Origin of the sequence: Parabacteroides sp. PFB2-10, assembly GCF_029893085.1 — a bacterium.
Lineage (GTDB): Bacteria > Bacteroidota > Bacteroidia > Bacteroidales > Tannerellaceae > QVMG01.
On sequence record NZ_JARXWI010000008.1, the window covers coordinates 1 to 14,884 of the forward strand.

The 14,884-nt window shown below is 34.5% G+C and carries 12 protein-coding genes and 1 pseudogene; all 13 read right to left on the bottom strand.

The features are described 5' to 3' along the window. Nucleotides 1-244: 244 nt before the first annotated feature. A complete protein-coding gene (locus tag M2137_RS08555) occupies nucleotides 245-775 on the bottom strand; it encodes a hypothetical protein (protein ID WP_129733285.1) in 531 nt (176 codons plus the stop codon). 22 nt (nucleotides 776-797) lie between these two features. Next, nucleotides 798-1,217, bottom strand: a complete 420-nt coding sequence (locus M2137_RS08560) for a virulence RhuM family protein (RefSeq protein WP_129733284.1) — start codon at nucleotides 1,215-1,217, stop codon at nucleotides 798-800. A gap of 6 nt (nucleotides 1,218-1,223) precedes the next feature. After that, nucleotides 1,224-1,748 (bottom strand): ORF6N domain-containing protein, encoded by a 525-nt coding sequence (locus M2137_RS08565; protein WP_129733283.1) that lies wholly within the window; start codon nucleotides 1,746-1,748, stop codon nucleotides 1,224-1,226. A gap of 11 nt (nucleotides 1,749-1,759) precedes the next feature. Then, nucleotides 1,760-2,020 (bottom strand): annotated as a pseudogene (locus tag M2137_RS08570) (tyrosine-type recombinase/integrase); the annotation flags it as partial. A 258-nt stretch (nucleotides 2,021-2,278) separates the two neighbouring features. Further along, nucleotides 2,279-3,604, bottom strand: coding sequence for an ATP-binding protein (locus tag M2137_RS08575; protein ID WP_280766032.1), 1,326 nt, complete (start codon nucleotides 3,602-3,604; stop codon nucleotides 2,279-2,281). Between the two features lie 8 nt (nucleotides 3,605-3,612). Continuing rightward, entirely contained in the window at nucleotides 3,613-4,107 is a 495-nt protein-coding gene (locus tag M2137_RS08580) for a hypothetical protein (RefSeq protein WP_280766033.1), read from the bottom strand. A gap of 5 nt (nucleotides 4,108-4,112) precedes the next feature. Continuing rightward, nucleotides 4,113-6,251, bottom strand: a complete 2,139-nt coding sequence (locus tag M2137_RS08585; RefSeq protein WP_280766034.1) for a hypothetical protein — start codon at nucleotides 6,249-6,251, stop codon at nucleotides 4,113-4,115. A 3-nt stretch (nucleotides 6,252-6,254) separates the two neighbouring features. Then, nucleotides 6,255-6,470, bottom strand: coding sequence for a hypothetical protein (locus M2137_RS08590; protein ID WP_280766035.1), 216 nt, complete (start codon nucleotides 6,468-6,470; stop codon nucleotides 6,255-6,257). 12 nt (nucleotides 6,471-6,482) lie between these two features. After that, nucleotides 6,483-8,720 (bottom strand): DEAD/DEAH box helicase family protein, encoded by a 2,238-nt coding sequence (locus tag M2137_RS08595; RefSeq protein WP_280766036.1) that lies wholly within the window; start codon nucleotides 8,718-8,720, stop codon nucleotides 6,483-6,485. Nucleotide 8,721: 1 nt separating this feature from the next. Next, nucleotides 8,722-10,965, bottom strand: coding sequence for a DNA-directed RNA polymerase subunit alpha C-terminal domain-containing protein (locus tag M2137_RS08600; RefSeq protein ID WP_280766037.1), 2,244 nt, complete (start codon nucleotides 10,963-10,965; stop codon nucleotides 8,722-8,724). Then, on the bottom strand, nucleotides 10,947-11,357 hold the full coding sequence (locus tag M2137_RS08605) for a DndE family protein (RefSeq protein ID WP_280766038.1): 411 nt from the start codon (nucleotides 11,355-11,357) through the stop codon (nucleotides 10,947-10,949). Before M2137_RS08605 ends, M2137_RS08600 begins: the two co-directional genes overlap by 19 nt. 3 nt (nucleotides 11,358-11,360) lie before the next feature. Next, nucleotides 11,361-13,478 carry an AAA family ATPase gene (locus tag M2137_RS08610; RefSeq protein WP_280766039.1) on the bottom strand — a complete coding sequence of 706 codons (2,118 nt, stop codon included), beginning with the start codon at nucleotides 13,476-13,478 and terminating at the stop codon, nucleotides 11,361-11,363. After that, the gene (gene dndC / locus M2137_RS08615) at nucleotides 13,475-14,812 is read right to left on the bottom strand and encodes a DNA phosphorothioation system sulfurtransferase DndC (protein ID WP_280766040.1); all 1,338 of its coding nucleotides are present in this window, start codon (nucleotides 14,810-14,812) and stop codon (nucleotides 13,475-13,477) included. Before dndC ends, M2137_RS08610 begins: the two co-directional genes overlap by 4 nt. Between the last annotated feature and the right edge of the window lie 72 nt (nucleotides 14,813-14,884).

The following is a 14,884-nucleotide window of genomic DNA, read 5'->3' on the forward strand; positions in this document are numbered from 1 at the left end:
TCAAAAACAACTACAAAAATGACCACGTTTTGAAACGCAACTTTAAGGGGTCAGTTTAAATTGGCCGAAGGGGGTCACGTTCAATGGAATTTCCAGAAGTACAGAAAAAAGGAAATTTGGTTGTCTGCTTTGCGTTTATCATAATAAAACGCAGAACTTTCCTCACAGAAAGGAAAGCTATATACAAAAAAAGCCTGTACCGATTTTTACGATACAGGCTCCATTTGGATTGTGATATGTATTTTTATTTTGCTCTGGTTTTTCCGTAGCATTTGCTGCCGTCAGGAGATAAGTAGAAATCAAATGTTTCTTCAACGGCTGTTCCACCCGGAGCGATTGAGTATTTGCATCTAACAATTACGGCAAGAACATCATTCGGATTCTTACTGTCATATCCGTTAAGATTATCCGGAGTAAGATTTTTTAGAGAATCAATAGTATTGCTCATCCGTGCAATATCAGCATTGTATTTATCAATTTTAGCTTGATTTTTTTCTCTTGCCAGTAGATCTTCACTCATTTTTTTAGCCAGCTCAATCTTACTGATGTTAGGTTGATTATTTTTCTGAAATTCATCAGTAAGATAGGCGATACTGTCGGCAACCGTAACGTTGCCGGTTTCGCTAATCTCAATAATTTTGAAGTTGAGATTTTCTTTTGTGTCGCTCCCTTTTAACAGGTTATCAGTAATGGTTTTTTCGTAATTACTCGTTGATGAGTTTGAACCGCAGGAAACCATAAAAACAGCGATAAGTAAATAAAATACGTGTTTCATATCTAAATGTATTAAACGTTTATTAATTCATCGAAATAGCCGGAAGTTTTGAGTGTAGGTTATATACTATCAGAACTTCTGTTGATTTTTTATTATCAGTCCGGGTATATTCGGTTAATGCTTTCATTACCCATTCCCGAAATGCTTTTGCTTCAAAAGATGCTACACGGTAGCTGACAAATATCAGTGCTTCCAGATTATACAGTACCGTTTCGCATGGGTGCCCGTTGCTCTCAAATTTATGTATTCGGGTAACATCTTCTTCACGGAGCAAGCCGGATTTGAATATACTCCGTAGATTGTTACCAATCGTATTGACAAATACATTAAATAAGTCGGCAATTTGATGTTTCGTTACCCACAGGGTGCAATTTACAAGTTTTGCTTCAACAATCAGTTGATTTTCACTATTTTCTTTAATATTTATATATCCTCGTTCCATAATATATTATTCTTCATCCTGTTGAACATTATAACCAATACGCTTACGGGGTTTATTTTCCAGTTCCTTTTGTGATGCAAGTTCGGTAAGAGCTTGGTAAATATCACTAAACTGCATATTTGTTTCCACCATAAATTCCTCCAATTTACGATTTAATTCCGCATAACCCAGTGCATATTGTCGTAAAGCGACAAAAGCTCTGATAATAGATATATTAACCTGAATGGCCAACGTGCTGTTAAGAACGCTTGACAGTTGGGCTATACCCTGTTCAGTAAATGCAAAAGGTAAGTATTTTACGTGTTGCCCTTGTCCTTGATTTTCTAAGGTGCCAAAATTGCACCTTAAAAAATCGTACTCTTCCTTTGAGAGTTCAATCATAAAATCCGGAGGAAAACGGTCTATGTTCCGACGAACAGAACGTTTCAGATTTTTGGTTTCAACCTGATATAATTCAGCCAAATCGTAATCCAACATAACTCGCATACCTCGGATTTCATAAATCTTGCTTTGAATAATTTGTAATTCCATGATAAATATTTTTAGAGGTTTAATGCAGTATCCATACCTGTAAGGTGTTCTGATAATTTCAACATATCCCGCCCAATCTTTCCGTTATCCATTCGTACCAATGTTTGGGTTGTATTTATATTGGTATGTCCTAACATTCGGGATATTGTTTCAATGGGTACCCCATTCATATAGGTAATAGTAGTCGCAAATGTGTTTCTTGCAACCCTGAAAGTGAGATTTTTACCAATACCGCAAATATCACCGATTTCTTTCAAATAGCAGTTTAATTGATTTTTACCCCTCTTTATCAGATAGTTATGAAAGGGCGATTTTGGCAAGGTTACGAGTTGGCAACGGTTCTTTCAGCTTGGGTTTGCGCTGTTTTACACGTACCGAAAACTCTTTGACAAAGGTAGTGAAAGATTCTACATCTGCAATAATACAGTAGGATTTCTGTTGAACTTTTATTCTACTCGACATTGCAAATTGCTATATATGCATGAGACAATTGATTCAATTGTGAGCCAATCATGAACCAATTGAGCCAATTATGAGCCAATAGCTAATTCATAGTGACTTCCTGCTCCAAAGCCTATATTTGTCAATAACTTGTAAGTTTCAACTAGTTCAGACAAATCTCGTGTTGCCGTTGGTTTGGATACCTCATTTAGCTTTTGATATTCGCTGTTGGTAATCTTCCCTTTTTCTATTACATACAACACCGCTTTTACCTGTCTTTCATTTAATCCAAGTTTATGCAACTGTTCTTCCGTGTAACTATCCTTAAATAGTTTCACGATGAATCCACCCCCATCCTCTTCCATTACAGGCATCGGTAATCCTGCTACTTTGCAGGAATCTACAATTTTCATTATACCACTTCCCCATGAATCAATATAACCACCTCTGAAACAAGCTTCGGCAAGAATAGGATTGCGGGGATAAGACGAATGTGTCTTGGTCAACTGGTCAAGCGTTATACCATCAGGTAATGTTCCGTGATTCCATACGGTGAGTTTATTATCATAAACACGAATTTGCGTAGGAGCACCCATATAATTTCTGTGGATCAGCGAATTAAGCAACATTTCACGCAAGGCAGGAATGGGATATTCCAGTGTTTCTATTCGGTTCATACCCTCAAACGAAATGTTGCGTATCAGAAATTTGTGGTCAAGCGTACGCAATACCTTATCCAGCACTTGAATGATATTGCCCTCTTCTAATTCCTGAAAGCGGATTGTGAAATCATCATCTTCAAATTTTCCGATTTTGACAAATGTATTCGGATAAAATGACCCGGGATCTTTTCCAAATAAAACAATAGCAGCACGTTTGAGTTGCCCATTTTTCGCTAAACGAAGTTTTTCCAACAACTCAGGTGTGGATAGTCCGTCTATGTCGGGCAAACGACCCGCCTCCTCTGCTTTCCGTAAGAAAATCTTAACCGTTCTCTCATCAATATCTTCAAATGAGGCACGAGTATCAATCACATCGTCCCAAGTGTGACCAGCTCGTTTAAGCAAGAACTCATTCAAAGACGCACCGGTTAATTCATGCTTTACGCTTCCACAGCGATAATAAAACCTGCCCCGTAACGAAATTGGCACGGAATAAGGTTGTACGACAATTTCGATATAATGCTTACCGTCCTCTTCAAAAAGATTAACTTCGGTTGTTATTCCCATCAGGTTTCTGATCTTGTTTGGAATCTCCTCCATGAGCTTCTTCGAATCCTTTAAGCCAACGACTGTTCCGGAATCATCCTTGCCAATATATATCTTTCCGCCTTGGGCGTTGGCAAAACCACATACCCATTGCAGATAATCATCATGCCATGAGGATTTATACTCTATGTTTTGTTTTTCGGGCATAGCTCTTATTAGTTTAATTCTTCCAAAAAATTCACAAATACAAAAGGGTCTTGATATTCTATTTTTTCCTCATTCCATTTGTTTTGTAGATATTCAAAGCCTGCATTAGCATAGCCTTCCATTTGACGGAATAATTCTGTGATAAAATTATCAATTGTTTCCTCGTTGGCATTTTCTAATTCAAACCAAGTAAAGTTAAATTTTTCTGTTTCATTAAGCAAAAGCATAATTATAAAATCTCTAACGGGCGTTGGCTTTATTAGTTCAAATGAAGCAATAAAATCCGTTGTTGGCTCATTAGGTTGAATATAAATACATTTTTGCAATTTGTATCCAACAAAAAATGCATACATGAACGTTTGGTAAAATGCACCAAAAGAAGAAAATCCACCCTCACCACTCGCGTCCCCCTTTTTGGAAATACTTTCGATTAAAGTGCGATATTGCTCTTTGTATCGTGGTCTTTTCTGACCGATTAAATTTCTTAATTGTGAACCATCCATAATTTTCACCCTTTATAGCATTTGTTTTTTGTTATTAAATTTGTTGTATCGGCTTTTTCTTCGATTACATTTACATAGAAAGTACCTGGTATTTCGCCATTTTCCATTCTTTTAAGAATTTTCTTTCCCAAGTCATTGAGATAATTATCTGAGGTAGGGTCGTACAATTCCTTGATGAAAATAATACTCTGTGTGAATACATTTGGCGCGATTTTAAAAAAGTTGTTTATAAAATTGTCGCCAAATTCTGAAAACGGAGCATCGGAAATAAACGGATAATCGAACTGTTTATTCCCAATTTTTGAAGAAATAATCGCCATGATAATAGACAGCTGTTTCATTCGTTGAAAACCTGTGCCAAGCCCTGTGAGTTCGCCGTCATTGACGTTTTTGATGGAAACTTGCACTGTGCTATCCGCTTGTTTTGAAAAGCTTAATTTTCCGCCTGCCGACAAGTTGCCCTGTGTAAGTTCTCTATATTTTCGGTTTGCATTTATTTCTAATGATTTAAGAATTTCATCAAAAATTCTATCTTTAGAATTAGAAAAAATGGCTTCAACACAACACATCATATCTTTGAAATTACGATAATTTGTTATTTCGCTGTTGGTATTGATAGACTTTACTTCATCTTCAATTTGTTTCAAGCGGGCTTGCCACTGTTTAATCGAACTATCGGCTTTCTTAATATCTTCTTCTTTTTTCGTGATTGTTTTTTCAGCAAGCGTGTAATCCGAAATATTTTTTCGGTCAGTTACATCTGAACTATTCTCACTTCCGCCTGCATTCAAAAACTCGAGTTTAGCCGTTTCTTTTTCTTCTTCCTTCAGAATAATAAGTTCTTCGAGTTTATCAATATCCTCTCTGTATGTTTGAATTGATTGCATAATTTTTGGAATGCTCAACGAAAATGAGCCAACTGTAGTTTGAATACTACTGTAAAATGAGCCAAAATCATTTTTGGTTAATTTTTCTTTGTTTGCAGGGCGATCCATTACCATTTTGATATGTTCCCAAAATTTCGAATCTTTTGGAGCAGGATGACCGCAAACTTCACATTTTTCTGTTCGCAACATTCTTTGCAAAGAAGGAATGTCGGGAGATCCTTCAGGAAGTTTTATCGGATTGTCTATTGCCTTTTGAGTTGCTATTTCGCCTGTTAATTCCTGTCTTCTGTTATCGAACAACGAAATTTGGTTTTGCAAACCCAACAAAATCCATGGCGAAGTATCCGAAAATAACAATGTCGTAATGTTTTTCTCTTTGCTGTTCTTCTGTTCTTTCAACTTGATAATTTCTGCTTGCAGCATTTTTTGAGCAGTGCGAAATTTTTCCCTGTTTTGAGCGTTCAGTAAAATCGCTTCCAAAGTTTCCTTTCTCTTAGTTGCTTCGGATAACTCAGTTTTGTAAGTCTCGATTTGTGTTGCAGTACTCTCAATGCGACCTTCAAGTGTTTCTCTTTCTTGAATTAGACCTGTGATTTTTTGATTGGTTGAATTGAATTCTTTTTCCTTGTCATTTGAGAGTTTCTTTGCTCTTTGGGATAAATCCTTACTCAAATCGCAAATTTCAATCAAGTTGTTAATTCCAGCCAAGGCGTTGATTGTTGAGGATAAACCATTGTGCGATGACAAGTCAACTAATTGCTCCATTGATTCTCCTTGCAATAATGCATAATTCATTAATTCGACAGGAATAATCTTTTTAATGATTTTGTCCTTTTCGGTTTCATCATTAACTGCAATGTCTCTGTTGTTAATGGTTTGCATAATTTCCAATTTTTCATTGGTTCTCCAACTGTCACCGTTTTTTTGAAACTGCACAATCTTTGAGACAGAATATTTATCAGAGTTTTCAACAAAAACAATATTTACTCCGACATCAAAGTTTGTTTCTTCGTTAAGTGCCTTACCAGAAGCCATTTTTTGAAATGACGAAGCGGCACTGACTTTTCTTTTCAAATCAGAATCATAAACTTCGTTTCTTAAAATCCAAAGGATTCCATTGTAAAACTTGGACTTACCCATATTGTTGTCAGCATTAACAATATTGATACCGTCTTTAAAATGGTAAGTATTATCGTCAAAACTTCCATAATAGTTATAGAAGTTTTGGAAACTCACGGATTTAATAATTGTTGCCATATCTTATAACTGCATTATTTGTTTCTGAATAGTTTGAAAAATGGCATTCTTGTCTCGATGATTTTCCTGTCCGTTTATTATCGCTTTAATAATTTCAATAACTGGATAATCAGATTTCGTATTAAAACTCTCACATTCTAAATTTTCATTGGATATTTTGAAAATAGTCTGCAATTCAGGGGAGTTCAACACTTCTTGGAAAATTTCTTCTGCTGTCATTTTCTATATAACTTATTGGTTTATACTTAAAACAAGTTCAGATAACACTAAATCGTAAAATTCTGCAATCTCTCTTAATTTTGGCTCAATATCAATATGATAATTGGTTGCCGTATCTGCAAAATATGCTACCCGCGCCAATTCGCTTCTTACCAAACTACGTTCCATATCCCAAAACTCCTTTGAATAGAGGGGTGATTGATAGTCAGGTACAACAATCATATCATAGATATACGCAAATTTCTTTTTGTCGTGTCTGCGGAGCAAGCGACCGCGTCGTTGAATAAATTGTCGCGGATTACCTGTACTTGAAGCAAAAATACCATACTCTGCTCGCGGTACGTCAACACCTTCATCTAAACATTTCATTGCAAACAGAACATTGATTTGTCCATTTTCAAAACCTTGCAAAATAGTTTTCCGCTCGGTTTTACTGTTTTTACCTGTGTAGGTGTTACAAGTTGTGTTTGGGAAAATATTTTTTGTCATATCGAGCATTTTTTGAACGATAGCTTCTTCGTAGATTTCTGTATCGTCCGAATCATTGTCGGTGTTTGAATAATATAGAGCTTCGTCCGAATCAAATATTTTTTTGCCCTCAGGAACATACACAAAACAATACTTCAATTTGTCCTCTCCGATTTCAGTAATTATTTCCATGAATACACGCATTTTATCGTTTGCCTTGTGTAGAATACGTTTGCGTAACATCAACAGTTTTTTTGCTTTCTGACCATCTTTGAATTCTTTTGTCGTATTGTCAAACAGTCGCATTAGCTGCTCTGTAATCTGTGCATAGTCTTGCATTTCGTCATCGTTCAGATAAACTATTTTAGGGTAATAACAATAATTCATCAACCGACCCTCATCAATGGCTCTTTTCATTGAGAAGTTATAAACATAAGGCGGCTTATCGTTAAAGAAACTTTCCAACTCAGCAGTTCCTTCTTCATCATAAATTCGATTTGGAGTTGCGGACAAAGCAATTTTTCGTTTGACATGCAATTTTCGGAAAACAGCCCGTACAGATTCAGAACCAATGTTATGTGCTTCATCTGCAATTAAAATCATACTATTGGGTAGTTGAGGCAAAATCTGTTGAAAACCACTATCTAAAAACGATTGATAAGTCGAAAGCAAAACAAAATTTTTACTCCCCCTTTTTTTTATACTATTTTTTAGCGAAACGACCTGTTTACGCCAATTTTTGTTTTCAGAAAAAATAGGAATAATATTTTTGAAATCAAATTCTCCAACCTCGTCAATCCATTGTTCTACCAACGCAATGGTTGGCACTAAAATCAAAAGTTGATAAACGCCGTCTGTTAAATATTCTTGTAGAACACAGTTTAATGAAGTTATTGTTTTACCTGTTCCTGTTGCCATTGCAAAAATACCCTGCTTACCGTTCTGTATCCATTTTTTATAAGCCTCAATCTGGTATGGTCTTGCTCCGTCAGGGTATTTATAGGGGAAATGCGGTTCTTTGATTGTTTGGATTGTTGGTATTATTTCTTCCTTTGTTATTATGTTACTTGATAGTTTTCTTATAATTTCTTTCTCCTGCAATAATAATTCGTCTGTATCTATATTTGGATAGGTTTTTATAACTTCTTGACAAAATTTCTTTGCAGGGAAGACAAATACATTGTTGTTTGCCCCGCTCCAGATTTCTGCAAAATCCTGTTCCGAAATTGTGATACGTTCTTGGTTGTCTTTACTTTTCCACGAGCAAGTACATTCAATCGTTTCAATGTTTTTAACTAAGGCGGCGGCAGTTAAATTCATCGAGCCTGTAAATGCAACTTTATCGCCCTTTTCGTCTGTGAAAACACCAAACTTTTCGTGAGCCAGTCCTCCGTCTTTTGGGATAACGATTTTAATCTCAATCCTATTTATTTGAATTAAGTACGATAAACATTTGAAAAAATGTTCGTCTCTTTTTGACAGTGTCGTTTTCAGATCATTGAAAGATCGCAGTATATACTCTTCAAAATCAATAATTTGGTTATCTCTCAAAAGATTATAATCATCTTCCATCAGATATTGATTTATATACAATCGCATTTTGCCACCATTGATAATAAAATGAGCAAATCCGATAGAAAGTACATTAAATGATGCAGAACTAAAATATCCTAAACCAATGTCGAGTTTGGTGCTGTTAGATAGTGCTAGCAAACAAAAATCGAAAGGCAAATCTTTTCTACCTGTTGAATATCGATATTTGAAATCCTTATTTTTTAGCATATTAAATAAGTTTTGCAAGTTCAATGTATTTTTTCCGCTGTTCTTCACTCAAACGGTAATTCAAAAAATCGTTTTTTGCTCGTCGCAACCAACCATAAAGAAACTTTTCATCGCCTCTTGCAGATGGAACACGCCTATTTTCGAGTATGAACATTTTGAATTTATTATAATTCAAATTCCATTCATACGCATTTTTATCTACATCATAATCAGTGTAGCTTCTCTTAATTCTCTCAACTTCTTTTTGTTGTGTTTCGTTGACTGTTTGTTTACCGCTAACTATTCTGCACCACCATCGGCACAATGATTCTTCTTCTTTATCTTCAGAAGAAGAAAATGGAAAGTGCTCGTTTTCGACAATAAACTTTTCCAAATCTGTTAATCGTTGTTCAAAAGATTTTCTTTGACTTTCCCGTTCTATTGCTTCATATTTTAATGAATACTCCTTGCTTACTAAGCCAAATAAGCCATCTTTGAATTGCACAAAATTTTTGCCCGAAAACATTGTACTATGGATATTCTTTTGGTTCGTTTCGGGGAAATGTTGTAAGACATATTCGGTAATAGTTTCAACCGTTTGTGGTAAATCATTTGCTAACAGAAATTCTAATATAACATCCCGAATTGTACCCGATCGAATATGCCTCCATTCTTTAAGTATGTAAATACTACTACGTTTTCTAAATGTAATATCGTCGTGTCTTTGTAAGTATGGACGTAATCTATCCATGTTATTTTCTTGAGTATATTTATGTTCGGGCATAATTCTCTTAAATTCAACAAAAATTTCGTCAAGATGCATTGGCTCGCCTTTTGTTTGTAGTATTTCATAAACCACATCTAGCAGATTTCGTTCTTTATTAGCAGGAATTTTTATTAAATTTCCGTCGATATCTTCGGAGTACAGTCCAAACTCATGTAATAAAAGATCTTTTACAACTTTCGTTATTTCATTTATTTTGTCGAAATCAAATTGTTTCCAACTTTGAGTATTGGCTATGTAATTTTCAAGGTCTATCAAATAATCAGTTGTATTATCAACTAATTTATTATTAAATTCCTCTTTCATTTTCTCAAAATCGAAAATTTTCGTAAGCGTTTTCCTTATCAGATAAATAGATTTCCACGACTTGTCTCTGTTGTTTACATCAAAACCACCGTATATCGCAAACTCATCCCTAAAAATATATGCAATAATTTGTAAGACGAATTCAACAGAAAATAGGCATTCCTCTTTTTTTAGTTTTTCTTGAATTTCATAAGAAATTGGACTTACAATTTCGGCTTCTCCTATGACATCTAATATATAAGCCCAATCATTTTTATTTTGCAACAATTGAACATATTTTAGTAATATGCTTTTATTCTTGTAATCAATAATATCATCTGTTATTTCGAATGTTTTATAAAAAACATCGTTGCGGATTTGTCGAACACGCTCACGAGTTATTCTTTGCTTATCTGCAACTTCCTCCAATGTGTGTTGTGGTTTATTCTGAAAAATGGGGAATAAATCAATTAGAATTTCAATGTCTCTCGTTTTATCGTGTTTAAGATGTTGCTCTAATATCCAAAACATTGGGAAATGATCGTGTTTCTCATAAAATGAAATACAAAACTCATTATTAGAGATTCCATATTTATTAAGCTTTCTCTCTTTTTCAAGCTGTTCTTTAGGTATAGAAGATAACTTTTGAATTTTACGTTTTAATCGATGCTTAAATTCAATCCCTTCGTTTAAGCTTATTTTTCCGAAATTTTTGATCTTCAATAATTTATCATCCGAGAAGCATAAGAAGTCCAAGATGAACTCTTCTATGGATATAGCAGATAAAGAATTTTTAGTACGCACAGAATAATTCTGCAATAAATGGTTAAACCCAGTTTTAAGTTCTTCTTTTTGAACAGAGGTTAATGACAGATAAAGTTCCATTGTTTCTTTATCTGCATATCGGGGTAGTGAAGCATTACTATTTAATTCTTTACGTTGTACAATATTTATATGACAAGAATCATTTCCTGACAGTATAGCAAGAGTTTTTTTGCACAACTCTTCTAATTCCAAACATGTCTTTCTTCCGGCATTCCTGATATTTGAAAAAGATTCACCTTGCTCAAAATATGATATAATATCAAATAAAGTATCAAATCTCGCATTATTACAGCAGTTTACTGTTCGAACTGATATTTGCTCCGAACATAATAAGTCATCTATTTTTATTTTCTTTAAATCTTCTCTTGACATATGTAATCTAAGCCGCTTTGTATTTTATCAAACAAATAATCATAACCAACTAAATTAGGATTATCTTTTATATCATCATATATGCGTTGTAGTCCATCATCAAGGTGCATTTTAAAATAGCGTGGCAAATCCTTATCGTTGCAGTTTATTTGGTAGTATGTACAAATCAGTGCTTCATAAATAGAATAGTAGTTGCCAAACAGTACATTCCTACTGTATTCCTTTCCACCCGAGTCTCTTACGTCGGTCGGAGCAAATTTTACACCTGACCGCAACGAATAGCCAATGGCAATTCGAGCAATTATATTTTCGGCTCCTAAATTAAATTTACGAGTTAATTCTGCTACAATTTCACGGTTTCTATGACTTGTTCTTATCTGTGAAAATACCATACTCTACTCTTTCATTAAATCATTAATATCAACCTGCTGTATATACGAATAGGAGTTTTCGTTTTTCAGTAAATATGCGGAATTTACATAGGGTTTCATTGTTTCCAATTCGATTTCCGTCAATTCCTTGTGTAACAAAGGGAACAAAACAACCTGTTTTGAAACAGTCGGGTAAAATTCTGTAATAATTTTGTTAGCGTGGCTTTTGTCGAACTTCTGCAAAGGACTGTCAATAAATACAGGAAACTGTATGTTGGATTCTTCAACAAGGGCTTTTAGTAACGATGTTGCATAAAGTTGTTGTTCTCCTTTCGACAACATTTCCTTTTTTATCATATTTCCATCAGACGCATATAAGTTAATGTCAATCATGTCATCAACAATTACAACATCAACCTCTCCGATAAAGTCGATTTTGTGCATTAAGTTATTCATCGTAGTCTTAATCCGCCTTTCGAGTGAAGTCTTTTTCTCGGTTTTTAGAGAAACAAGAAAAGTGTTAAGTTCAGAAATAAGTTGTTCAGCAACTTTATCTTTCTTGCTGTCGCTATCATCAACACTTACTTTTTTGCTTAATTCCAAAACTTGACGATTCACAACTGCCAATTCCTTATTTGCTGCACCTCGTTCTTCATGCAATTGCCTTATGTGCCGCTCTAATTCTAAGATTTTTCGTTCACTTTCATTTTTTTGCTTTCGAATAGATTTTATTACATTATCGTTTTCTTTGCCGTGCATATTGGAAATATTCCGGGCTGTGCGCTCCATTACTTGCTTGTTCTTACGATAATCATCAGCAAGATGTTCAAATTCAATTTTATAGGTGGTTGTTATATTAGAATAAACGGAAAGGAATTCATCAAGATATTCTTTGTTTACGCTTAATAATGGGATTTCGTTTGTTGCTTGATTTTGATATTTAGATACAATATTATTGAATGAATCAACTAATTTCTTTTTATTTTCTGCAGAAATTGGAATGTTATTAAAAGCTTGTTGCATTTCGACATTTATATTGCCTAACAAGAAATTCTGATTACGTACATCATTTTGTGATCTCAAGATATTAAAATCACATTCCAACTGTTCTTTAGTTTGCTTAAGAAGTTTGCCAGAGATAGCAAAGGGAGCATATTCCAAAAACTGCTTGAGTTGTTGTTTGTAATCAGCATCTTTTTTTTGAGTGGTTTCTAAAAGGGCTCTCTGTCGATTCAATTCATCGATTGTTATGCCACTGCCTTCACGTAAGAGTTGCATTTGCAAATTTTCATCTGCCTTCTTCAATAATAATAGTTGATTGTCAAGATTGACTGTTTGCTGCTCTTGTTCTGTAGTGATAATGGATATTTTTTTTTGTCTTGTAAGCAACTCGGAAAGTTGGTTGCGACTTTCAATATCTGTGGATTTTCTACGAAACCGCAAGCGCATATTTTCAAGATTTTTCTTTAACTCTTCATATTTTTTTACCCCTAAAACTTCGTTATATGCGGAGCAAAGTTTACGTTTTTCTTCCACTGTATTTGTTTCGGCAAGTGACACAATTTTTTCAGAGTCAAAAAAGAAAAAGCGGGCAATATCCTTATTTAGAATAAAATCATTAATGAAAATTTCGTTTCCTATTCCAACTGTTAGTTCATTAGGTTTGTTATCAATTAGAATTTCAACTTTCTCTTCATCTAAAAGAATATCGTATGAACGAGTGATTTTTAATGAGTGACATGGGATCGATGGAATAAAAACATCAGCAAACTCCAATGATACGGCATAACAAGACCATTTTTTTATAAATTCAGTATCAACAGAATAACCTTTCTTTTTTATGCATTCCAGTGTGCTTTGTGTAACTTCGGTCTGTAATTTTTGCCTGCAAATTTGACTTAAATTGTTAAAAATAGAATTATTATAGCCTCCATTTGACATTTCCTTACGAAATGTTTCATCAATATCTGCCATTAAACGACCATACAAACACCAAAGCAATGAATGCAAAAAAGTAGTTTTCCCAAATCCGTTTTCACCAGAAATTAAATACAAATTCTTATTATTACCATTGGGGAAAACAACTTTATTAATACCATTATAAAGTCGGTAATTATTGAGCTCTATGGTTTTAATTCTCATGTTTCTTTAATAAAAGTTTCCAACCGTGCTTCAAGATCGTTTTGAAGTCCGTATTTTTTCATTAAAAGCACTTTATTTTTCTGTAATGCAAGCAATTCTTGTATTAAAGAATAATGAGCAGGATTGTTGCACGATTTTTCAAGCAAAAGTCGTTCCTGCAATCCGATATTATCATTTGACAAATTGTAACCATAAATCTCGGTATAAATATCATTTACTGTTGTTGTAAAATTACCATCTCTATACCACATTACTTGTATTGCAATTAGTTCTTGGCTTGTAATCAAGTCAATACTTGAACGATATTGTTGTGTGTCTTTTTGTATCGTAAGCAATTCTCGCAAAAGTTGTATGCGATATTCCATTGTGTAATTGCCCATTTTATGCCCTGTTTCATCAACGGCTAACTGCCCATTGCGACGGGTTTCACTGCGGTTATCCGAAACATTCCTATTTTCCACTAATTTATTTCGAAAATTGAGTAAAGGCTGCATCCAATCAATTCCATTTTTGATAAGAGCATTCATTGATTTATCTTCTTTTACTACTGTACATACCCAACAACCAAATCGGCTTTGTCCACAAGAACGATGTGAATCGCTAGTTACAACAGTCGGACATTCGTAATCGTCAGCCGATGCATCCAAATAGATTTTAAAAAGAATTTGGTTGTCGAAGCTCCAAGGCGAAGGAATAGCATTGATAATATACCAAACTTCTTCCAACATCAATTCTTTAATAGGTGCATAGGTATATGTATTGGGAGTCACCGGATGTCTTGAAAGTCGATGGCCCTTTACCTCATGTTTTTTAATAGATTTTGCTCGTTGTTGACTTTCAGAAAGCCGAGTTCCTATAAGAATAATAACTTCACCATCTGTAGAGATTTGATTTGCAATAAATACGGAAGTGGGCTTTATTTTCATTCTTTCAGTACAAAACCGGAAAGAATTGTTAGGAACCGGATATCCTTTTCCAATAACACAACTCCAAAAAGTATCTTCTACTTGTGGCGTGGTCGTTACAACAGTGATTGGCAATTGTTGTTCTTTTGCTGCTTTTTTGATAGTCTGCAATACATTTGTAACATATTCTTCAATGATGGGATTTTCAACCATTGTGTCATTGCAAACCACATATACTGATCTTTTGAGTGCTGCTGTTTTTTCTCCTCGAATTTTCCGCAAAGCAAGCCAAACCAACGTAAGCAATACGGTAGAATCTTTTCCTCCGCTAAAACCGATTATCCAAGGACGGTTATAGCGATCCTCCTCCGTGTATTGGTCGATTAATTCATTTATTATTTCTGTTATTCTATTTGGCAATTGCTTCATTTTTACTTATTTGTCAAAATACAGTCATATCTTAAAATTGCCCTGCAAAGATACGCAAATATGATGAGTCTT